The organism is Limnohabitans sp. (assembly GCF_040401135.1).
GTDB lineage: Bacteria > Pseudomonadota > Gammaproteobacteria > Burkholderiales > Burkholderiaceae_C > Limnohabitans.
The window spans coordinates 1-21,832 of record NZ_JBBAOV010000030.1 but is presented as its reverse complement, the minus strand read 5'-3'; the positions used below and the strand labels follow the sequence as shown (position 1 = coordinate 21,832).

Annotated in this window: 20 protein-coding genes; 7 read left to right on the top strand and 13 right to left on the bottom strand. The window is 53.5% G+C overall.

Annotation, left to right across the window (positions count from 1 at the left end; translation table 11 throughout):
- The first annotated feature begins 281 nt into the window (after positions 1-281).
- Positions 282-1,106 (top strand): glutamate racemase, encoded by an 825-nt coding sequence (gene murI, locus ABWP81_RS08990; RefSeq protein WP_353141212.1) that lies wholly within the window; start codon positions 282-284, stop codon positions 1,104-1,106.
- A gap of 63 nt (positions 1,107-1,169) precedes the next feature.
- Positions 1,170-3,455: a YgiQ family radical SAM protein gene (locus tag ABWP81_RS08985; RefSeq protein ID WP_353141210.1), complete on the top strand. Its 2,286-nt coding sequence runs from the start codon at positions 1,170-1,172 to the stop codon at positions 3,453-3,455.
- A 35-nt stretch (positions 3,456-3,490) separates the two neighbouring features.
- Here ABWP81_RS08985 and smpB read toward each other — a convergent pair whose 3' ends face one another.
- The 9 genes from smpB to arsB all read right to left on the bottom strand — a co-directional run bounded on the left by smpB (position 3,491) and on the right by arsB (position 10,264).
- Positions 3,491-3,967, bottom strand: coding sequence for an SsrA-binding protein SmpB (gene smpB, locus ABWP81_RS08980; RefSeq protein WP_353136128.1), 477 nt, complete (start codon positions 3,965-3,967; stop codon positions 3,491-3,493).
- A 268-nt stretch (positions 3,968-4,235) separates the two neighbouring features.
- Entirely contained in the window at positions 4,236-5,165 is a 930-nt protein-coding gene (locus ABWP81_RS08975) for a cation diffusion facilitator family transporter (RefSeq protein WP_353141208.1), read from the bottom strand.
- A 29-nt stretch (positions 5,166-5,194) separates the two neighbouring features.
- A complete protein-coding gene (locus tag ABWP81_RS08970) occupies positions 5,195-5,695 on the bottom strand; it encodes a rhodanese-like domain-containing protein (protein ID WP_353141206.1) in 501 nt (166 codons plus the stop codon).
- Positions 5,622-5,861, bottom strand: coding sequence for a thioredoxin family protein (locus ABWP81_RS08965; RefSeq protein WP_353141204.1), 240 nt, complete (start codon positions 5,859-5,861; stop codon positions 5,622-5,624). The genes ABWP81_RS08970 and ABWP81_RS08965 overlap by 74 nt, the downstream gene beginning before the upstream one ends.
- 37 nt (positions 5,862-5,898) lie before the next feature.
- Complete coding sequence (locus ABWP81_RS08960) at positions 5,899-6,945, bottom strand: permease (protein ID WP_353141202.1); 1,047 nt, start codon at positions 6,943-6,945, stop codon at positions 5,899-5,901.
- Positions 6,946-6,998: 53 nt separating this feature from the next.
- On the bottom strand, positions 6,999-7,925 hold the full coding sequence (locus tag ABWP81_RS08955) for an MBL fold metallo-hydrolase (RefSeq protein WP_353141200.1): 927 nt from the start codon (positions 7,923-7,925) through the stop codon (positions 6,999-7,001).
- A gap of 10 nt (positions 7,926-7,935) precedes the next feature.
- Complete coding sequence (locus ABWP81_RS08950) at positions 7,936-8,460, bottom strand: sigma-70 family RNA polymerase sigma factor (RefSeq protein ID WP_353141198.1); 525 nt, start codon at positions 8,458-8,460, stop codon at positions 7,936-7,938.
- A gap of 3 nt (positions 8,461-8,463) precedes the next feature.
- The gene (gene arsH, locus ABWP81_RS08945) at positions 8,464-9,201 is read right to left on the bottom strand and encodes an arsenical resistance protein ArsH (RefSeq protein WP_353141196.1); all 738 of its coding nucleotides are present in this window, start codon (positions 9,199-9,201) and stop codon (positions 8,464-8,466) included.
- 16 nt (positions 9,202-9,217) lie between these two features.
- On the bottom strand, positions 9,218-10,264 hold the full coding sequence (gene arsB / locus ABWP81_RS08940) for an ACR3 family arsenite efflux transporter (protein WP_353141195.1): 1,047 nt from the start codon (positions 10,262-10,264) through the stop codon (positions 9,218-9,220).
- 471 nt (positions 10,265-10,735) lie between these two features.
- Here arsB and ABWP81_RS08935 point away from each other — a divergent pair, with 471 nt between their 5' ends.
- The 3 genes from ABWP81_RS08935 to ABWP81_RS08925 are packed head-to-tail and all read left to right on the top strand — an operon-like array spanning position 10,736 to position 12,556.
- Positions 10,736-11,188, top strand: coding sequence for a type II toxin-antitoxin system RatA family toxin (locus tag ABWP81_RS08935; protein ID WP_353136125.1), 453 nt, complete (start codon positions 10,736-10,738; stop codon positions 11,186-11,188).
- Positions 11,185-11,526: an RnfH family protein gene (locus tag ABWP81_RS08930; protein ID WP_353141193.1), complete on the top strand. Its 342-nt coding sequence runs from the start codon at positions 11,185-11,187 to the stop codon at positions 11,524-11,526. Before ABWP81_RS08935 ends, ABWP81_RS08930 begins: the two co-directional genes overlap by 4 nt.
- A 10-nt stretch (positions 11,527-11,536) precedes the next feature.
- Positions 11,537-12,556 carry a DUF6352 family protein gene (locus tag ABWP81_RS08925; RefSeq protein ID WP_353136119.1) on the top strand — a complete coding sequence of 340 codons (1,020 nt, stop codon included), beginning with the start codon at positions 11,537-11,539 and terminating at the stop codon, positions 12,554-12,556.
- Between the two features lie 3 nt (positions 12,557-12,559).
- Here the strand turns inward: ABWP81_RS08925 and ABWP81_RS08920 are convergent, their stop codons facing one another.
- The 4 genes from ABWP81_RS08920 to ABWP81_RS08905 are packed head-to-tail and all read right to left on the bottom strand — an operon-like array spanning position 12,560 to position 18,367.
- The gene (locus ABWP81_RS08920; protein WP_353136116.1) at positions 12,560-12,901 is read right to left on the bottom strand and encodes a P-II family nitrogen regulator; all 342 of its coding nucleotides are present in this window, start codon (positions 12,899-12,901) and stop codon (positions 12,560-12,562) included.
- A 16-nt stretch (positions 12,902-12,917) separates the two neighbouring features.
- The gene (locus ABWP81_RS08915; RefSeq protein ID WP_353141191.1) at positions 12,918-16,028 is read right to left on the bottom strand and encodes an efflux RND transporter permease subunit; all 3,111 of its coding nucleotides are present in this window, start codon (positions 16,026-16,028) and stop codon (positions 12,918-12,920) included.
- Positions 16,029-16,031: 3 nt separating this feature from the next.
- Positions 16,032-17,198, bottom strand: coding sequence for an efflux RND transporter periplasmic adaptor subunit (locus ABWP81_RS08910; RefSeq protein WP_353141189.1), 1,167 nt, complete (start codon positions 17,196-17,198; stop codon positions 16,032-16,034).
- Between the two features lie 11 nt (positions 17,199-17,209).
- On the bottom strand, positions 17,210-18,367 hold the full coding sequence (locus tag ABWP81_RS08905) for a TolC family protein (RefSeq protein WP_353141187.1): 1,158 nt from the start codon (positions 18,365-18,367) through the stop codon (positions 17,210-17,212).
- Between the two features lie 243 nt (positions 18,368-18,610).
- Here ABWP81_RS08905 and guaB point away from each other — a divergent pair, with 243 nt between their 5' ends.
- Positions 18,611-20,080, top strand: coding sequence for an IMP dehydrogenase (guaB, locus tag ABWP81_RS08900; protein ID WP_353141185.1), 1,470 nt, complete (start codon positions 18,611-18,613; stop codon positions 20,078-20,080).
- Between the two features lie 113 nt (positions 20,081-20,193).
- A partial coding sequence (gene guaA, locus ABWP81_RS08895; RefSeq protein ID WP_353141183.1) for a glutamine-hydrolyzing GMP synthase occupies positions 20,194-21,832 on the top strand: 1,639 nt, incomplete at its 3' end.

The following is a 21,832-nucleotide window of genomic DNA, read 5'->3' as shown; positions in this document are numbered from 1 at the left end:
AGCCAGTTCGGTGACGGGCAGTGTCGAGAAGGTGCGTGGGTCAGTGAGAAGAAGTTTGCCCACGCGCTGTTCGGCAGGGGCTAAAGACGATAGGGTCGATTTGATACGTTCCAACATGGCTGTAAATGTAACTTAGTTTCATGTTTTATTAAAGGTGGTTACAGGGAAATTTTTTATATTCCTCACACCACGGCATTCGGTGCAATAACTCTCTAATCGTCTGTGCGCGAGAATGTGGGGCTTATTGACTTGCCTAACTGCAATTTCTGCACCTTCGGACTATGTCCCAACCCATCGAATCCACATTGCCAACAAACCCGTTTCAAGGCGCCATTGGTGTTTTTGATTCAGGCGTGGGCGGCCTGTCCGTCTTGCGTGCCATTCACGCCGCTTTGCCGCATGAGCATTTGGTTTATGTGGCTGACTCTGGGCACGCGCCGTATGGCGACCAATCCGAAGAGCACATCACCCAACGCACCCTCACCGTGGGTCACTGGCTAGCCGGGCGCGGCGTCAAAGCTATCACCATCGCCTGCAACACAGCAACGGTGGTGGCCGCTAAAACCTTGCGCGATCAAACCCATTTGCCAGTGGTGGCGATTGAGCCTGCGATCAAGCCGGCTATGGCACTTACCCACAGCGGCGTGGTGGCTGTGTTGGCTACGCGCCAAACCGTGCAAAGTGCATCCGTGGCTCGGTTGGTGGCGTTGTATGGCTCAGACAAACGTATCTTGCTGCAAGGGTGCCCGGGCCTTGTTGAACAGGTGGAGCGTGCTGATTTGCACAGCGCCGAGACCGAGGCTTTGCTGCGCCAGTTCATCACGCCGCTGATTGAACAAGGCGCAGACACCTTGGTGCTGGGCTGCACGCACTACCCGTTTTTGCGAGACACCATTCAACGTGTAGCGGGCGTTGGTGTGACCTTGCTCGATCCCGCTGAGGCTGTGGCGCGTGAGTTGGCGCGCCGTTTGGCAGAGGGTGGTGGTTTGTCAAGTCAAACTCAATCAGGCCAATTGCAATTTTTTACCTCAGGCAATTTGGCGCAGGCGCAATCTGTGATGTCGCACCTGTGGGGCGCACAGCTCACGGTGCAGGCGCTGCCTTAAAACGTTAGGGCGATAGACCCTGAAACCCGTAGGGAAGGGGCTAACCCTTACACTTGTTGCCTCATGAATGCCTACGCCGACGTCTCCCTTTTCCCCCGCAACGCTAAGCCGCTGAACAGTTACCGCAAGTACTGGGCGGCCCGTTTTGGCACGGCTCCGTTTTTGCCGATGTCGCGCGAGGAAATGACACAACTCGGTTGGGACAGTTGCGACATCATCATCGTCACAGGTGATGCGTATGTCGACCACCCCAGCTTTGGTATGGCCGTGATTGGCCGCATGCTTGAGAACCAAGGTTTCCGCGTGGGCATCATTGCGCAGCCTGATTGGCAAAGTGCCGACCCGTTCAAGGCCTTGGGCAAACCCAATCTGTTTTTCGGCGTAACCGCCGGCAACATGGATTCGATGATCAACCGCTACACCGCGGACCGCAAAATTCGCAGCGATGACGCTTACACAGCCGGCGACATTGGTGGCAAGCGCCCCGACCGCGCCGCTTTGGTGTACAGCCAACGCTGCAAAGAGGCCTACAACGACGTGCCTATTGTGTTGGGCGGCATTGAAGGCTCGCTGCGCCGCATTGCGCATTACGACTATTGGTCAGACAAAGTGCGCCGCTCTATCGTGGTGGACAGCAAATGCGATTTGCTCTTGTACGGCAACGCCGAACGTGCCATTGTAGAAATTGCCCATCGCTTAGCGGCCAAAGAACCCGTGCAAGACATCACCGACGTGCGCGGCACGGCCTTTGTGCGCCGCGAAACGCCTGAAGGCTGGTTTGAAATTGACTCGTCCAGCATTGACGTGGCGGGCAGGGTAGAGGCACACGTCAACCCGTATTTGATGGTCAGCGACCAAGCCAAAGCACAAGGTGAAACCTGCGCACGCGAAGACGAAGCCAATGCGGTTGCAGATGCAGCCAACGCGCAAGTGGGGGGCTTCACCGTCTCTCCGCTGAACTTTGTACCCAATCCAAATTTGCCCACATTGCAAGGCAAAGGCAAGCTCAAAGTGCCGCCACGTGAGCGCAGCGTCATTCGCTTGCCAGCGTACGAGCAAGTCAAGTCTGACCCCGTGCTCTACGCGCATGCCAACCGTGTGCTGCACTTGGAGACCAACCCGGGCAATGCTCGCGCCTTGGTACAAGCCCACGGCGAAGGCCACACCGCACGCGATGTGTGGGTCACGCCACCCCCCATCCCGCTGACCACCGCTGAGATGGATTTGGTGTTTGACTTGCCCTACGCCCGAAGCCCGCATCCGACTTACGCGGATCACAAAGGCGGCCACGACGGTGAGACCAAAATCCCTGCGTGGGAGATGATTCGCTTCAGCGTCAACATCATGCGCGGCTGTTTTGGTGGCTGCACGTTTTGCTCCATCACCGAGCATGAAGGCCGCATCATCCAAAGCCGAAGTGAAGACTCTATCATTAGAGAGATTGAAGACATTCGCGACAAAGTGCCGGGCTTCACGGGCGTTATTTCTGACCTCGGTGGCCCTACGGCCAATATGTACCGCATCGGGTGTAAAAGCCCTGAGATCGAGTCGGCCTGCCGCAAACCCAGCTGCGTGTACCCAGGCATTTGCCAAAACCTCAACACCGACCACAGCTCGCTCATCCACATGTACCGCCGTGCTCGTGAGTTGAAGGGCGTGAAGAAAATTCTCATTGGCTCTGGCCTGCGTTACGACCTGGCCGTCAAGTCCCCCGAGTACGTGAAAGAACTGGTGCAGCACCACGTGGGTGGCTACCTCAAGATTGCGCCCGAACACACCGAGGGCGGGCCGCTTTCCAAGATGATGAAGCCCGGCATAGGTAGCTACGACAAGTTCAAACAGATGTTTGATAAGTACAGCGCCGAAGTGGGTAAAAAACAATTCCTCGTGCCGTATTTCATCGCCGCCCACCCCGGCACCAGCGATGAAGACATGATGAACTTGGCCCTGTGGCTCAAGCGCAATGGCTTTCGCGCCGACCAAGTGCAAACCTTCTACCCCAGCCCCATGGCCACGGCCACGGCCATGTACCACTCAGGCCGCAACCCCTTGGGCCGCGTGACCCGCACCAGTGAGAGCGTGGATATCGTGCGCGGCGAGCGTCGCCGTCGTTTGCACAAAGCTTTTTTGCGCTATCACGATGCGAACAACTGGCCTTTGTTGCGTGAGGCCTTGAAAGGCATGGGTCGTGCCGACCTGATCGGCAATGGCAAGCAGCATTTAATTCCCACATTCCAGCCTTTGACTGATGGCGGGTACGTCAGCGCGCGACGTAAAAACAGCACAGGTGTGGCTAAAGGTCGCATGCTGACTCAGCATACGGGCTTGCCGCCACGCAAGCAAAAATAACTCGGCCTATCTGTCAGTGATATCCGCGTTTAGTTTTAGCGACTGCGCGACTTCATCGCCCGCTCCACCTCGCGCTTGCCTTCGCGGTCTTTGATGGTGTCGCGCTTGTCGTGCTCGGCCTTGCCTTTGGCCAGCGCGATGTCGCATTTGATCTTGCCGTTCTTCCAGTGCAGGTTGATGGGCACCAGCGTGTGGCCTTTTTGTTCGACCTTGCTGATGAGACGTTTGATTTCCTCTTTTTTCAGCAGTAATTTTTTGGTGCGTACATTGTCTGGGTTGACGTGGCTGGACGCTGTGTGCAGCGGGTTGATTTGGCAGCCGATCAAAAACAGCTCGCCATTGCGCACCACCACATAGCCGTCGGTGAGTTGTACCTTGCCTTCGCGTGCAGATTTAACCTCCCAGCCTTCCAGCACCATGCCTGCCTCAAACTTTTCTTCGAAAAAATAGTTGTAGGCGGCTTTTTTGTTGTCAGCGATGCGCGATTGAGTTGCAGGTTTTTTGGTAGCCATTGAGCGGATGTGGGGACGGTAGAGCTTCTTACAATATGACCCATTCTATGCATCCATATATCAGGGGGGGGGTCTACTATGACTATCATGACTATAGTATTTTAGGTAATAGAAGCATCTATTTACATATTACGACAATTGAAGCGATGTCTATGTCGTTATAAGTAGCCCGCGCTGCGCATTTTGTCCTTGCGGACTCGTGCGAAGACATTAATTTACTGCGTAATTGACAGGAGCCTCAAAATTGGCAATGGGCCTGCCTTAGTGCTCAAGATTCACAACTCGTGCTCGTGCGACCAGTCGGACTGCTGGCTGAGTATGACTGGATATAAGTTTGACTTTCAATCTGAAGCGTGACATTTGTAATTTCAAAGCCTTCATGCAACATTTTTTCAGCAGCGCTCAATAGCTCATCGTTTGTCCCTGCCTGTCTATCCAAAACAAGATGAGCAGTCAAAGCAATCTCAGACGTACTGATGCTCCAAACATGAAGACTATGTATGCTTTGTACATTAGGCAAAGCCAACAATGCCAAGCGCACTTCATCAAGATTCACATCTGGCGGTACGCCATCAAACAACTGATGAAGTGAATTTTTCAAAAGTGACCATGTGCTTAGGATGATCAAAAAAGCAATGGCCAAACTGATCAATGGGTCCATCCAGAGCCAACCCTTCCACAAGGTCAAACCACCAGCAATGAGAACACCTGCTGAAACCAATGCATCGGAAGCCATGTGCAGAAATGCACCACGAATGTTGCTGTCTTTTTGACTGCCTGTAGAAAACATCCATGCGGTAAATCCGTTGATCATGATCCCAACGCCTGAGATCAACATCACTGTCACTGAGTCAACAGCTTCTGGATGCTGAAATCTATGCGCGGCCTCCCAAGCGAGTGACCCCATACCAAATATCAGCATCAAAGCATTTGCAAACCCAGCCAGCACAGACGCCTTACGCCACCCAAATGTATGCGTTGAGTTGGGCTTCAGCTTGGAAACTGCGTAGGCAACCCAAGCGAGCAGCATTCCCCCAACATCGCTTAGGTTATGTCCCGCATCAGCGATGAGTGCCAATGAGTCCGACCTCCAACCACCCCACGCCTCAATAAGTACAAATCCAAAATTCAGGAAGATACCGATGGCAAAAATCTTTCCAAAACTTTTTGGTGCGTGGTCGTGGGTGTGTTCAATCATCGTGTTCTCAAACTCAACTCATCAATTAATTAACCGCAACACGCCGAAGTTGCGGTAGGGTTTGGCGCACAGTCTGTCGAGCAACACCCTGTAGCGCAAGCGGCGACTGCTCTGGCTCCAATGATAGGGAAACCTTTAGTGGCCCACTTCTCAATCCCACCCGCCATATTGCTGACGTTTGTGTAACCTTGGTACTGAAGATAGTACGTAGCTTTGAGACTCCGTGCGCCACTTTGACAAACAAAAATCACTTCCCGATCTTTTGGGATTTCCTGCCAACGAGACTCCAGCTCAAACAACGGTATGTTGACAACATCCGGGACATCAAATGCGAGAGCATCGATTTCATTTGACTCACGCACATCAACCAGCAATGCACCTTCACCGATCATGCGTCGAGTAGACGTTGGGCAGACTTCTTTAGCTTCTTGCAGCATACAAACCCCTTCTTTTTCTTTAGGCGTTAGCCACAAACCATTGTTCGATCTTGTCACGGCTTGGAATGCCGCCAGCATGAACAACTTTTCCATTAATCACGACTCCTGGTGTGCTCATCACCCCATAGCTCATGATGTCGCGCAACTCTTCCACCTTCTCAAGCTTGATCGACACACCTTTGGCTTGCGCGACTTGATCAATCAGTGCGATGGTGTTTTTGCAGTTTGCACAGCCTGTGCCAAGTACTTTGATGTCCATAATGACTCCTTAAAAATATAACGAACAGTGTTGGTGCTTAAAGCACCGCATTGAAAACAAATCCGACTATCAATATTCCTGTGGCGACAACACCTACAAAAGTAGCGATGAGGCGAATTTTTAAGACCTTACGAAGAATGATCATCTCAGGGAGAGAAAGAGCAATCACACTCATCATGAATGCCAGCACCGTACCCAGAGCTGCACCTTTGCTTAAGAGAGCTTGAACGATTGGAATGACGCCTGCTGCGTTGGTGTACATGGGAACACCCATCAACACAGCTAACGGAACAGACCACCACGCCTCCTTGCCCATGAAACTCGCCATGAAATCTTCTGGCACATAGCCGTGAATCAAGGCACCAATTGCAATACCAGCCAATATGTAAGGCCAGACACGACCTACGATTTCATGAACAGCAGCAAAACCACCATCCACACGATCAGCCAAGGTCATTTCAGAGGCTTCGAATTCAGCGGAAGTCTTGGGTATATCACGCACCCAATCCTCCAAATAATTTTCCATTTTCATGCGTCCAATCGTCCAGCCCGCAACGATGGCTACCGTCAAACCGAGCCCTAAATAAAGCATGGCAACTTTCCAACCAAACATGCCAAAGAGAAGAGTCAGTGCAACCTCGTTGACCATCGGGGCGGAAATCAAGAATGAAAATGTGACTCCAAGCGGAACACCTGCTTGAACAAATCCAATAAACAACGGCACAGCAGAGCAGGAGCAGAAGGGAGTGACGATCCCCAAGGACGCTGCCATAACGTTTGCGACACCTTCACTGCGGCCAGCTAAGAGAGCGCGGGTGCGTTCAGGAGTGAAGTAGCTGTTGATCATGCCCATCACGAACACCACCCCTGTCAGGAGCATCAGCACCTTAGGTGTGTCGTAAAGGAAGAACTGGATTGCACCGCCCAAATGACTGGTACGGTCTACGGGCAAAGCTGAAACCAACGCCTCAGATGTAGGCAAAAGTGCCTGATACAGAGCGAACCAGATGATGCCAGCCAAGGCTAGAAATGCAGCAGGCTGACGCAAAGGCCAAGACTTTTGGGAAGTTGTTAAGGTGTTCATACCTATGGAGACGAGGCAAGCCTCCAAAAGATGCACCTTTTTGAAAAATATTTCTATTCGCGCTCTATCTCAAGATAAGTCTGGTTCGCCAGCTGTGGAATCCAAACCTCGGAATGCTTGAGGCCTGCAAACGGCTTGGCATCAAAACTTTTGATGGCTGAGCTCATATCCACGCCATCATCCACTGCCTTTTTCATGTGACTACGTAGCGCAATGAGTAAATCACGGGTTTGAGCTTGCGCTGTTTTCAGATTGGTCACTTGCCCATGGCCGGGAACAATGACTTGGGGATTTAGTGCATCAATCATGGCAAATGAATCCAACCACGCTTTGGTGTTGCTGACAGGGTGCAGACCAAGGACTCGGTCAACATAAACAATATCCCCTGCGAACAAGATATTGACTTGGGGCAACCACACCAATAAATCTCCAGGTGTATGTCCACCCTTGAGGTGCCTGATGTCAAAGATCATCCCACCCAATTCAAGTTGTGTTTGGTTCGCGGTCAAAAATCGACTGGGCAAAGTAGGGACCGTGCCATCTAGACGCTCCTTTAGAACTTTGAGGCCATTCATATGCTCTAAGGAGCGGGCTTTCATGTCGGACTGTGCGTCAGCATGAGCAATTGTCTGAATGTCTTGATCTTTGAAATACCCGTTGCCTAACCATCGGTGATCTTGATCCCCCGTGTTGATCACCCACTTCACAGGTTGCTTTGTCACTCGCTTTACCGCTTCATGTATTTTTCGAGCAGTTTGGAATGAAGATCCGCTATCAATCAAGACTGCGCCAGAAGGTGTCACCACCAAACCTATATTGGCATTCAACCCTTCATTCTCGTAAGTTCGCCCCTCAATTTCACCAATGAACGCATATACGTTTTTCGTCACTGGCTTGAAATCAACTTCAACGGCAAAAGCTGTGTTGACAATAAAACAGAACCCAGAGACAGAGAGTAAAAGATAACGACGCAAATTCATGATGGAAATTTCAACGACGGGGAACAAAATCAAGCACATGACCAGCGGGGTCTGTTTTGACTTGGCAGGCAACACTCATTTGTTGCTTCATGCGAGTTCGCGCCCGCTGAACTCTAGACTTGGCCGCACTCAATGAGAGTCCTTTGGCTTTTCCATATTCAGCTTGGGACATCCCTTGCAAATCACACAAAGTAATTGCATCCCTGTCTTCTAGGTCTAGCTCAGACAAAACCCTTGGCAGACAAGCTGTAAGTGAATCAACTGCAGCAAGCTCTTCGACCTCCATGACCAGATCGTTTGGCAACTCAACGGTATGTCTTTCAACCCGTAAGCGATCTGCCAGCGTATTGCGAGCCACTTCAAATAGCCAAGCACGAGCATTTTGAACAGAGCAAAATCGTTCGCCTTGGCGCAATGCCTTAATGAACAAATCTTGAAGAAGATCTTCAGCATCTTCTGTGTTTCCAAGTCTGTGTTTTGCCCAGCCTCGTAATTCAGGCTCATGCAAAGTCCACGCTTGGTTAAGGCAGTTCATCGGCTAAATGGATTTTTGATTGACTCTTTTTGAGAGATCTTCAGCTGATTCTTTAAGCTCATTATAGCGGTCGACAAGGTACGGCGCGATGTCACGGGTCAGAAGCGTGAACTTAACCAGCTCTTCCATCACATCAACAACCCTGTCGTAATAAGCTGATGGCTTCATGCGTCCAGCCTCATCGAACTCAAGGAAGGCTTTGGCAACAGAGCTCTGGTTGGGAATTGTCAACATCCGCATCCAGCGCCCCAATATTCGCATCTGGTTCACTGCATTGAAAGACTGGGAGCCACCGCTGACCTCCATCACTGCCAACGTTTTACCTTGAGTGGGGCGCACCGCACCAATGGATAAAGGAATCCAATCAATCTGACTTTTCATGATGCCAGTCATTGCACCATGACGCTCGGGCGAGCACCAAACCATTCCTTCGGACCAATCCGCCAATTGACGCAGCTCTTGTACCTTGGGGTGTGTATCAGGTGCAGCGTCTGGCTGGGGCAAATCCAAAGGGTCAAACACACGAACCTCGGCCCCCATTGCTTCGAGCAACCTAGCGGCTTCTAAAGTAAGGAGCTTGCTGTACGAACGCTCCCGCAAGGAACCGTACAACATCAAGATTCTTGGTGCATGCGTAGAAGGTGACTGAACACTTAGCGCAGATTGATTCGGCATCTCAAAGCATTCACCTGCAATATTTGGTGAAGGTAATGCACCATCAGTCTTGATGTGATTTGTCATCATTGATTTCTGTCGATTAAGTTTTTTCGTACCAAGACTTAGAGTTGTTGACGGTGTACACCACCAACAACATCACGGGCACTTCAATCAGTACACCCACAACCGTTGCAAGTGCGGCGCCTGAATTGAAACCAAACAAACTAATGGCTGCTGCCACTGCCAATTCAAAGAAATTGGATGCACCAATCAGTGCTGATGGGCAAGCAATGTTGTGCTTTTCTCCCACTGCACGGTTGAGCCAATAAGCAAGCGCCGAGTTGAAGAATACTCGGATCAAGATTGGAACAGCCAAGAGGCCAATCACCAGAGGCTGCTTTAAAATCGCCTCGCCTTGGAAAGCGAACAGCAACACCAGTGTTGCCAACAGCGCCGTAATTGACCACGGACCAATCTTGGCCATCATGTCGTCGAAAGCCTGAGTTCCCTTGGCTAGTAACGACTTTCTGAGCCACTGGGCCAAGATGACCGGAATGATGATGTAAAGCACCACAGACGTCAGCAACGTGTCCCAAGGCACAGTGATCGCAGACAGCACGAGCAAGAACGCCACCAACGGCGCAAAAGCCACAACCATGATGCTGTCATTGAGCGCAACTTGGGACAGCGTGAACAATGGATCGCCGCCAGTCAGACGACTCCATACAAAAACCATCGCTGTGCATGGTGCAGCAGCCAACAAGATCAATCCTGCGATGTGGCTGTCAAGTTGGTCTGGTGGCAACAGGGGCGCAAACCAATGACGAATGAATAACCAACCGAGAAAAGCCATTGAAAACGGCTTCACGAGCCAGTTCACAAACAAAGTGACGCCAATGCCTTTGACGTGTTGGCGAACTTCACTCAACGCACCGAAGTCAACCTTGATCAGCATAGGGATGATCATGACCCATATCAACAAGCCAACAGGCAAATTGACTTGAGCAATTTTTAAACTACCAATGGTTTGGAACACGCTTGGGAAAAACTGTCCTAACGCGATGCCAGCCACGATACACAGGAAAACCCAGACCGTCAGGTAACGCTCAAACACACTCATGGGTGTGACTTCTTGTTGGTTATTCATATCTAGCTCTTCAGTCCTTGCTCAAATCTCGGGCCGTTTTTTCAATGGAGAGACGACTCAAGCTCGTCATTGGCAAATTCACAAAAATCTCTAAACGCTTGCGGATGAGATGCAGTGTTTGGACAAAGGCTTTGCGTTTTTGATCATCATCACCATCGCCCTCCGAAGGATCGGCATAGCCCCAATGAGCCGTTGCGGGTTGGCCGGGCCAACAGGTTGTGGACAGGTGACCAAGCAAGCAGTGCCCGATCGCGCAGATACCAGCTCGCCTCAAGGTGGTAGCCTCTCCCTCTAGTGATTAAAAAGGGAATTCTGGCCAAATGTTGAAAGCCGGATTCCTGCATCCTGTCTAAAATGGGCCACATCACATAATTTGTCATAGAGTTTAAATTGCAAGCTTCTATATTTAATTTTTAAGAAATCATAAATGCATTGTAAATACGTATTTATAGTTAAATAGATACCTTCTATATGAAAACCGTACACAAGTCTGTTTTGATCTGGTTCAGCGCTGAAGAAATGTTTGCACTGGTTACCGATGTCGCCCGTTATCCCGAGTTTTTGCCTTGGTGCGACCGCGCGGGTGTGCGTGAAGGCCATGCCCACGGCATGACAGCTGAGGTGGGCATGACCTTTGGCGGCTTTCACAAAAGCTTCACTACGCGCAATATCCACATCGAAGGCCGTCAAGTCAAGCTAGAGCTGGTGGATGGCCCGTTCAAGCACCTGGATGGCACTTGGGACTTTCACCCTCTGCTCGATCCCAACACCCAAGAGCCGCAACGCGCTTGCCGCATTGAGCTAACTTTGAACTACGCGTTTGACAGCATGTTTGGCGCCTTGGTGGGTCCTGTGTTCGACAAAATTGCTGCCACTTTAGTGGATGCCTTTGTCAAGCGTGCAGAGCAGGTATATATCGAATGAACAGCATCACCGTGATGTATTCACCCGCTCCCCGTGTGGTGCATGAGCGTGTGTTGGCACTGAATGCCGGCATCACGGTGATGCAAGCCTTGCAGCAAAGCGGCTTGTTGGCCGAATGCCCCGAAGTTGACCTCAGCCAGCCCGAAGCTTTTATGGTTTGCATTTGGGGCAAGAAGACCAGTCCCGAGCATGTGCTGCGCGACCTAGACCGTATCGAAATTTGCCGCGCTCTCACCGTCGACCCAAAAGTTGCACGGCGTGAGCGTTTCCAAAAACAAGGCTCTAGCCGTGCAGGCTTGTTCTCTAAGCGCCGCGAAGGCGCTAAGCCAGGTTATTAACTCTAAACCTATGACACAAAACTTTTGGCCCACCTGCGGCTACACACTGTTGACCCACAACGACGCGGGCCATTTGGTGGTAACAGACGACTTTTTGCGCTTTCTTTTAGAGCGCCCAGAGTTGGCCCCCATCGCTACCTCATGCGCCGTTGAAGTGGCTTTGCACCACAGCCTGGTCGAGCAGCCGCGCCGTGAAGTGACGTCACAAGATTTAGAAAAACTGGCAGACAAAGACGCTGTCGATAACTATGCCGTGTGGCTGCGCTTTCGCCAGCGCATCACCACACTGCCCACGCTAGAGGCCAGCTACCTTGCCTTGTTCAAAGGCGAGGGCGTGGACGTGCCGCCGCTGTTGGTGCAGCACATCACGCACATCTTGCTACGCCATGTGTTGGGCGAAGCACCCACAGCCATGCAAGCGCGCGCAGCTGAGATGCTGATGCACACCCAAAAAATCACCGTGCTTGAAGACGGCTCGGTCATGGCGGCTGATGATGAAACAGTCGAGCGTCACGCCACACAAAGCGGCTTTGGCTCGATTGGTGAACTGCTTAAGCAAGGCGGCATCAAACTGCGCAGCGTGGACTTGGATGTGCTGAATGAGGACAACCAAGACGCCTATTGGCCCCGTAGCGAGAGCTTTGACTGGGTGGTGAGTCTCAACCGTGGTCAGCCTGCTTTGAATGCACTGTGCGAGGTAATGGCCAAGTGGGTGCAACACTTCTTGGGTGTGCAGGTGCGCATTCAAACTGAGCGTGAAATCAACGACGACCACTGGGTGTGGCATGTAGGCCTAGACGCCCAAGCGAGTGGCGTGTTGAACGACCTCTACCAAGGCAAAGAGGTGGATGCCGACCGCATGGAGCGTTTGCTGTGCCTGTTCAAACTTGAGTTTGTGGAGCCCAATGACATGTTGGCCGATGTGCGCGGCAAGCCCGTGTATTTGGCGATGGCGGTCGATGCCGATCAGCGCTTGAAGCTCAAGCCGCAAAACTTGTTGCTGAATTTACCGCTGGCCAAGCGATCATAAAAATCAAGCCCTCTCAATAGGCCCCGCCACCGACTTATACAAAAATACCGCGCGCGTGATGTCGGTCACCCACACCAGGCCGTCGCCAATTTGGCCGATCTGTGCCGTGTGAACAATTAATTCCACGATGCTGTCGCACAACTCGTCAGGTGAGACGATTTCAATGCGGACTTTGGGGGTGTAGTCAGTCAGCTCTTCTTTCAGGTTGGCAGGGCTGTGCAAGCTAGGGGCTGAGCAACCCTCGGCTTTGCTGACCGTCATGCCGGGAAAACCAGGTAAGGTGCGCAGCTTTTCTCGCAAGGTGGGCAGCTTGGAAGGGCGAATGATGGCTTTGATTTCTTTCATGGTTTTTTCCTTTCGCCTAAGCTTCGGGTTCGGATTCGTCGAACCAATGATAAATCGTAGGCACCACCACCAAGGTCAGCAAGGTACAGGTGATCAGGCCACCAATCACCACAATGGCCAAGGGGCGCTGCACTTCAGAGCCTGGGCCGTCTGAAATAAGGAACGGAATCAGGCCCAGCATGGCCACAGTAGCCGTCATCATCACGGGGCGGAAACGTTGACGTGCGCCTTCCATCACCGCGTCTTTGACTGACATGCCGCCCTCGCGCAAGCTGCGGATGTAGGACACCAGCACCACACCGTTAAGCACCGCAATGCCCCACAGCGCAATGAAGCCCACGGACGCAGGCACCGACAAATATTCTCCCGCGATGAACAAGCCCAAAACGCCGCCCACGGATGCAAACGGCAGCACCGTGATGATGAGGGTGGCGAACTTGACAGAGTTAAACAACAAGAACAGCAAAAAGAAAATAGCCGCCACCGTGATGGGCACGATGATTTTTAGGTGGCCCAAAGCGCGTTCCATGTTTTGGAACTGCCCACCCCACTCGAGGTAGTAGCCATCGGGCAGTTTGATTTTGTTGTCCACCTTGGCTTGCAGCTCGGTCACAAAGCTTCCCAAGTCGCGGTCTTTGACGTTGATGCCCACCACAATGCGGCGCTTGGCCATTTCGCGTGAAATTTGTGCGGGTCCATCCAAGACATGGATCCTCGCCACATCGTCCAAGCGGGCTTGAGCGCCGTTGGCAGAGCTGAGGATGATGTTGGAGATGGCTTCAATGTTGTTGCGAAAGCGCTCAGGCAAACGCACCACAGCCGAGAAGCGGCGCTCACCCTCAAATACCTCGGATGCCACTTTGCCGCCAATCGCGGTTTCGATCATGTTGTTCACGTCCGAAACGTTTAAGCCCATCCGTGCAATGGCTTGACGGTCGATGTCAATTTGCAAATACTGCTGGCCCGAGATTCGCTCTACGCGCAAGTCCTGTGCGCCTTGGATGGTTTGCGCCACCTTGGCAATTTGGTTGGCCACATGTTTGAGGTCGTCCAAATTGTCGCCAAACACCTTTACCGCAATGTCTGAACGCACACCCGTCACCATCTCGTCTACACGGTCAGAAATGGGCTGAGCCATCACAATTTGCACGCCGGGCAAGGCTTTGAGTTTTTCACTCATGGCGTTGGTGATGTCGGTTTGGTCCCAGCCCGAGGGCCATTCGCTGCGTGGCTTCAAGCTCACGATGGGCGTGGACTCATTCACACTTTGTGGGTCAGCAGGCGATTCACCTCGGCCCAAGCCAGAGATGGCCGACTTCACGCCAGGCACCGTCATGATGAGCTTCATGGCTTGCATTTCCATCTTGATGGATTCGTTCAGCGAGATGTTGGGCACGCGGTTGATGCCGGGGACCACCGAGCCTTCTTTCATCTCTGGAATGAACGCGGTGCCCAAAAACGGCAAGATCGCCACGGCCAATACCAAGGTGGCCAGAGACGCCAACACCGTGCGTTTTTGGTTGGCCATCGCTAAGCCCAGCAACTGCAAGTAGCGCGACTTGAGTACTCGGATGAGTTTGGTGTCGTGGTCACCATCGCCCACAGGCGGCTTAAGCAAATACGAGGACAGCACAGGCGACAAAGTCATGGACAGCACCAGCGATACGGCCAGCGCAATGGCAATGGTGTAGGCGAGAGGGGCAAACATTTTGCCCTCCATACCTTGCAACGTCATCAAGGGCAAGAACACCAAAATGATGATGCCCACACCAAAAATCACCGGCGTCGCCACCTCGGTCACAGCATTCAAAATGCCACGCACCTTGCTTTCGCCCAATTCGGCAGCGCGGCCCAAGCGGGCGTAGGCGTTTTCTACCACCACGACCGAGCCGTCCACCATCAAACCAATCGCAATGGCTAAGCCTCCCAGCGACATGAGGTTGGCAGAAATACCCAGCTTGTTCATGGCCATAAAGGTGAGCAGCGGCGTCAGCACCAAAGTGGCCACCACGATGAGCGAGGACCGCACATCGCCCAAGAACAAAAACAACACAATCACCACCAGCACCACGCCCTCAATCAACACCTTGGTGACTGTCCAAAGCGCCGCATCGACCAACTCTGAGCGGTCGTAATACGGCACCACTTTCAGATCGCCCGGCAGCATGTCGCGGTCGTTGATTTCCTTCACACGTTTTTTGATACGGCTTACTACTTCTTTGGCATTGCCGCCCGTCATCATCATCACAATGCCGCCCACGGCTTCGGTGGTGCCGTTTTTAATAACCGCGCCTTGTCGCACATCGTGGCCGAGTTTGATTTCGGCCACATCACGCATGTACACCGGCGTGCCATTGATTTCTTTCAGCACAATTTGGCCAAGGTCCCCGACGCCTTGAATTAGGCCCACGCCACGAATTAGGTATTGCTCAGACGCTTGAGGCAGCACACCACCGCCCGAGTTGGCGTTGTTACGCGACACGGCGTCGTAAACCTCATTCAGGCTGATGCGGTAATGGCGCAAACGCTCGGGGTTGACCAGCACGTGGTATTGCTTGACAAAACCACCTTGCGAGTTGATTTCGGCCACGCCCGGAATAGACCGAAGCAGAGGGCGCAGCACCCAGTCTTGCACCACACGGCGCTGTGTCAGTTCTTCTTCGCTCAGTTCACGGTTGCCGTCGCTAGCGTGTTCTAGCGTGTACTGATAAACCTCGCCCAATCCCGACGACACAGGCCCTAACACCGGTGTGATGCCTGGGGGCAGGCGTTGACCCACTTCAACTAAGCGTTCCATCACCAATTGGCGGGCAAAGTAAACGCTGGTGTTGTCGGTAAAGACGAGCGTGATCAGCGACAGACCAGGCTTGTTGAGTGAGCGCAGTTCGGTCAAGCCGGGTAGGCCAGTCATGGCAACTTCGATGGGTACGGTGGCAAAGCGCTCCACCTCTTCGGGAGAGCGACCAGGGGCTTCGGTGGCAATTTGCACCTGCACATTGGTGACGTCGGGAAACGCGTCTACTGACAGTTTGGTGGCGGCGTGCAAACCAAAAAACAGCAGTATCACGGCAATGACGCACACCACCAAACGCTGCTTAAGCGCACCTCGAACGAGAGATTCCAACATGGCTTAGCTCCCGCTTTCCATCTCCGCTAAATTGCGGTGGTTGTTGAGGTGAAACGCGCCATCAGACACGATGCGCGTGCCTGGCTTGAGACCCTCTAGGACCACGCGCTGGCCATTTTGCTCGGCGGCTAACTTGACGGGCGTGAGCCTGAAGTAATTTTCAGGCTCTTGCACAAACACATAGTCGGCATCGTCTTGGCGCACCACCGCAGTGATCGGCACGACCAAGCGCTTGACGGGTGCTGATTCAATCAGCATGGAGGCCAGCATCGAGGGTTTGAGGCGTCCGCCTTTGTTGTCTAGTTCGGTGCGAACCAGCACGGTGCGAGTTTCTGGGTTGACGGTTTGGCCCACATAAATTAGTTTTCCTTGGAGCTTTTCGTTGCCCAGTGCCGGGACTTCAATGGTCACTGATTGGCCCACTTTGACTTGGCCCACTTGCTGCTCTGGCACTTGGGCTACAGCCCACACGCGGCTAAGGTCTGCCACAGCAAACAGCACGTCTGAAGGCTGCACCACTTGGCCAGCAGCAATCTTGCGCTCCACCACCACCCCTTTGATGGTGGCAACCACGCTGGCCACTGAATCAATGGCGCCTGTGTTTGCTAAGCGTTCAATGGACTGGGCGCTGACGCCCAGCACCCGAAGCTGGTCTTGGGCTGCGCGGGTTTCTGCAGAGGCAATTTCATATTCATTCTCACGACGTTGTAACTCTGCTGCACTGATCACATCGGCATCAAACAGCGTCTGAGCGCGGCCCAAGTTACGGCGGTGCAATTCTCTTTCAGAGCGCGCTTTGAGGTACGCCAACTGAGAACCCGATAACTCGCTGCTGTTGATCAGAGCCAAGGTGTCACCCTTGTTGACCACTTGACCAAGCGAGGCTTGAATTTGCGTCACACGCCCCGTCACACTGGCGCCGATTCGGGTGAGGGCTTGTTCGTTAAAGTCAATTTGTCCTGCGGCACGCAGGGTGTCAGACATTTCTTGGCCAATTACGTCCGATACTTTGATTTGCTCTTGCAAGCTTTCAGGAGCCAAAACACGCATGACATCGTATGAATTGCTGTTGACCTCTTTCACCGTCGCTTTTTTGCAGGCAGAAAGGGCCAAGGCGCTGCCGAGCAAAACCACAGCTAGGGTGTGAATTTTGAAAAAGCGTTTTTGCATCTGTGTTGGTCTCAAGGTGTGTTGGCCCGCAAGCGTTCAATCTCGGCCCAAGCGCTGGCCAATTCAAACTGTGCAGTAATGAGTTCGTTACGAGCGGCGCGATAAACGCGTTGTGCGTCTATCACTTCTAAAAAGTTTTTCTCGCCGGCTTTGTAGGCCAGCTCGGCAATGCGCAACGCATTGGCTGCATTACGAACGATGCCGCCCTCAAGCGCCACCATTTGTGCATTGGCAATGTCATATTGCTGGTAGGCCGCTTCAAGGGACTGCAACAAAGAAAACTCTTGGTAAGCCAGCTGGTTGTCTGACTGCGACAGCCTAGCTGCTGCTTCACCGATCGGGCCTCCACGCCAGTCCCACAGCGGCACGTTCATAGCGACACCCATGCGTTTGTTTCGCCACTCGGGGTCTGAGTCTTGGTCAGCACGCAAAGCAAATTTGGGTAAACGCAGGGCTTTTTCTTCGCTCAGTTTGCGGTCAAGTTGTTGACGCTCGGCTCGGGTGCGTTGCAGTTCGGGGTTAGTTCTGCGCACTTCGTCACGCACGGCAGCTAGGGGAGCAGGCGGCGCAAAGGTGTGGGTTTTTTCTTGAATTTCAAATGTTTCTGGCAGTTGCACACCGACCAAAGCGCGAAGGGCGCCGCTGGATTGGCGAACGCGCAGAGTGGCAGACTCTTGCATTTTTTGTGCATTCAACAGCTCAGCGTTGGCCTTGACCAGCTCAAAGCGCGCTTTCTCTCCGGTCGCGACTTGCAGCTCAATGCGCTTGTGTATGCCGTTCATCAGCTTCACATCTTCTGCGGCCACTCGGTTTTCGGCGGTGCGGCGAACCAAATCGTAATAACGCAAACGCAGTTGGGCGCGCATGTCGGCTTTGAACGATTGCTCATTGGCTTGGGCCGCATTCAATCCAGCTAGGGCACCGTCCACGCGAGGCAAGCGGTGCCAAGGCATGTCTAGGTCTTGGGTAATGCTGACGGTTTTTAGATTTCCTGTTGGGGTGGTGTTACCGGGGCGCGGGGTCCGATTGCCATTCATCACCTCAATTTGCGGGTTAGGGATGGTACGTGCCGTATCCACCGCTGCGCGCGCGGCATCCACCGCATTGGCCGCGCCGCGCAAAGCAGGGCTTTGGTTGAACATCATGGCTTCTAAATCGGGCAAACTCATTTTTGTTGTGTTGGCACAGGCCAAATTACCCAAAGTGGCAAAGATGCAAAGCAGAAGGGCGGACAGTTTTTTTGTGTGGAGCGATGTCAAACGAGTTTCCTTAGTGCAGATTTCGCAAATTTATGAATGGCATTGTCGTGGAAGCGCCAATGCCATCCATGCATTAAGGAATACAGTGGCTGAGTCGCTGTATACAAGCCGTGTTTACCCGATACGTACAATGCTGTTTTTGGAGCCATCACCATGCGCCTGCTCGGCAAAGCCCTCACCTTCGACGACGTGTTGTTGGTGCCCGCCTTCTCCCAAGTCCTGCCCAAGGACACGTCGCTTGCGACCCAATTCACCCGCAACATCCGCCTGAACTTGCCCCTGGTCTCTGCTGCCATGGACACCGTGACCGAAGCCCGTTTAGCCATCGCCATTGCACAAGAAGGCGGCATTGGTATCGTGCACAAAAACCTCACCGCGCAAGAGCAAGCGGCCCAAGTGGCCAAGGTCAAGCGCTACGAATCGGGTGTGTTGCGCGACCCGGTCGTCATAACCCCCGACACCACGGTGCGCCAAGTCATGGCCCTGTCGGATGAGCTCGGTGTGTCGGGCTTTCCTGTGTGTGATGGCAGCCAAGTGGTGGGCATCGTCACGGGCCGTGATTTGCGGTTCGAGACCCGCTACGACCAAAAGGTGAGCGAGATCATGACGCCGCGCGAGCGCCTCATCACCGTGCCCGAAGGCACGACACCTGAGCAAGCCAAACACTTGCTCAACAAACACAAGCTTGAGCGACTGTTGGTCATCAACGATGCGTTTGAGCTCAAAGGTTTGATCACGGTCAAAGACATCACCAAACAACTCAACTTTCCCAACGCTGCGCGTGACGGCGCGGGTAAGCTGCGCGTCGGCGCTGCCGTGGGTGTGGGCGAGGGCACAGAAGAACGCGTGGAGGCCTTGGTCCGCGCAGGCGTTGACGCCATCGTGGTGGACACTGCGCACGGGCACAGCAAAGGCGTGATTGAGCGCGTGCGTTGGGTCAAGCAACACTACCCGCACATCGAAGTGATTGGCGGCAACATCGCCACGGGCGCAGCGGCCTTAGCGCTGGTAGAAGCGGGTGCTGACGCGGTCAAAGTAGGCATTGGCCCAGGTTCTATTTGCACCACCCGCATCGTTGCGGGTGTGGGCGTGCCGCAAATTATGGCGGTCGACAGCGTGGCCATGGCCCTTAAAGGTACAGGCGTGCCCCTCATTGCGGATGGCGGCATTCGTTACAGCGGCGACATCGCCAAAGCCATTGCCGCAGGCGCGGGCACGGTGATGATGGGCGGCATGTTTGCTGGTACCGAAGAAGCACCTGGCGAAATCGTGTTGTTCCAAGGCCGTAGCTATAAAAGCTACCGTGGCATGGGCTCGATTGGCGCGATGCAACAGGGCAGTGCGGACCGTTACTTTCAAGAGTCCAGCACCGGCAACCCCAACGCAGACAAACTGGTGCCCGAAGGCATTGAAGGCCGTGTGCCTTACAAAGGCTCGGTTGTGTCCATCATTTATCAAATGGCGGGCGGCTTGCGGGCCAGCATGGGCTATTGCGGTTGCGCCACCATCGAGGCCATGCACGAAGAGTCGCAGTTTGTGGAAATCACGGCTGCCGGTATTCGTGAGAGCCATGTGCATGACGTGCAGATCACCAAAGAAGCGCCCAACTATCGCGCTGAATAAATGCTGAATAGTCGCTGACTCAGCACAAGTCGCTGGTAGCAAGCCACCCTTCGGGGTGGCTTTGTTTTTTGAGACAATACACATCTAGGCCACTTCAAGGCCATTTTTTATTTATGTCGCACCAAAAAATCCTCATCCTCGATTTCGGCTCTCAAGTCACCCAACTCATCGCCCGCCGCGTGCGCGAGGCCCATGTGTTTTGTGAAGTTCATCCTTGCGACGTCACCAGCGACTGGGTGCGCGAGTACGCCAAAGACGGCAACCTGAAAGGCATCATCCTGTCAGGCAGCCACGCTAGCGTGTATGAGGTGGACGACCGCGCCCCCGACGCCGTGTTTGAGTTGGGTATTCCAGTGTTGGGCATTTGCTACGGCATGCAAACCATGGCCTCTCAATTGGGCGGCAAGGTGGAGGCGGGCAACACGCGTGAGTTTGGCTACGCCGAAGTGCGAGCGCACGGCCACACCGAATTGCTCAAAGGCATTGAAGACTTCAACACGCCTGAGGGCCACGGCATGCTGAAGGTGTGGATGAGTCACGGCGACAAGGTCACCCAGATGCCCGAAGGCTTCAAGGTCATGGCGTCAACGCCCGCTTGCCCCATCGCCGGTATGGCCGATGAAGCACGCAAGTTTTACGCGGTGCAGTTTCACCCCGAAGTCACGCACACCGTGCAAGGCCAAGCCTTGTTGAATCGCTTTGTGCTGGATATTTGCGGTACGCGCCCTGACTGGATCATGGGCGACTACATCGAAGAAGCGGTTGCCTCTATCCGCCAACAAGTGGGAGACGAAGAAGTCATCTTGGGCCTCTCAGGCGGTGTAGATTCATCGGTGGCCGCCGCCTTGATTCACCGCGCCATAGGCGACAAACTCACCTGCGTGTTTGTCGACCACGGCCTGTTGCGCTTGAACGAAGGCGACATGGTGATGGACATGTTTGTGGGCAAGTTGCACGCACAAGTGATTCGCGTGGACGCCAGCGATTTGTTCTTGGGTAAGTTGGCTGGCGTGAGCGAGCCAGAGGCCAAACGCAAAATCATCGGTGGGTTGTTTGTGGACGTGTTCAAAGAGCAAGCGGCCAAACTTAAGGCCGCCGGTGGCGTCAACGGAAATGACGGCGGACCCGCCGTCAAAGGCGCGACCTTCTTGGCTCAAGGCACGATTTACCCAGACGTCATCGAGAGCGGTGGTGCAAAAAGCAAGAAGGCCGTGACCATCAAAAGCCACCACAACGTGGGCGGTTTGCCTGCACAGTTGGGCTTAAAGCTGTTGGAGCCATTGCGCGAATTGTTCAAAGACGAAGTACGCGAACTTGGCGTGGCCTTGGGCCTGCCACATGACATGGTGTATCGCCACCCTTTCCCAGGCCCAGGCTTGGGCGTGCGCATTTTGGGCGAAGTAAAAAAGGAATACGCCGACTTGCTGCGCCGCGCCGACGCTATCTTTATTGAAGAACTGCACAACTTCAAAGACGAAGCCACTGGCAAATCTTGGTACGCCTTGACCAGCCAAGCCTTTACCGTGTTCTTGCCCGTCAAGAGCGTGGGCGTGATGGGCGATGGCCGCACCTACGACTACGTGGTGGCCTTGCGCGCTGTGCAAACCAGCGACTTCATGACCGCTGACTGGGCCGAGTTGCCTTATGCGCTGCTGAAGAAAGTGTCGGGTCGCATCATCAATGAGGTGCGGGGTATCAATCGCGTGACGTATGACGTTTCTAGCAAACCGCCTGCGACGATTGAGTGGGAGT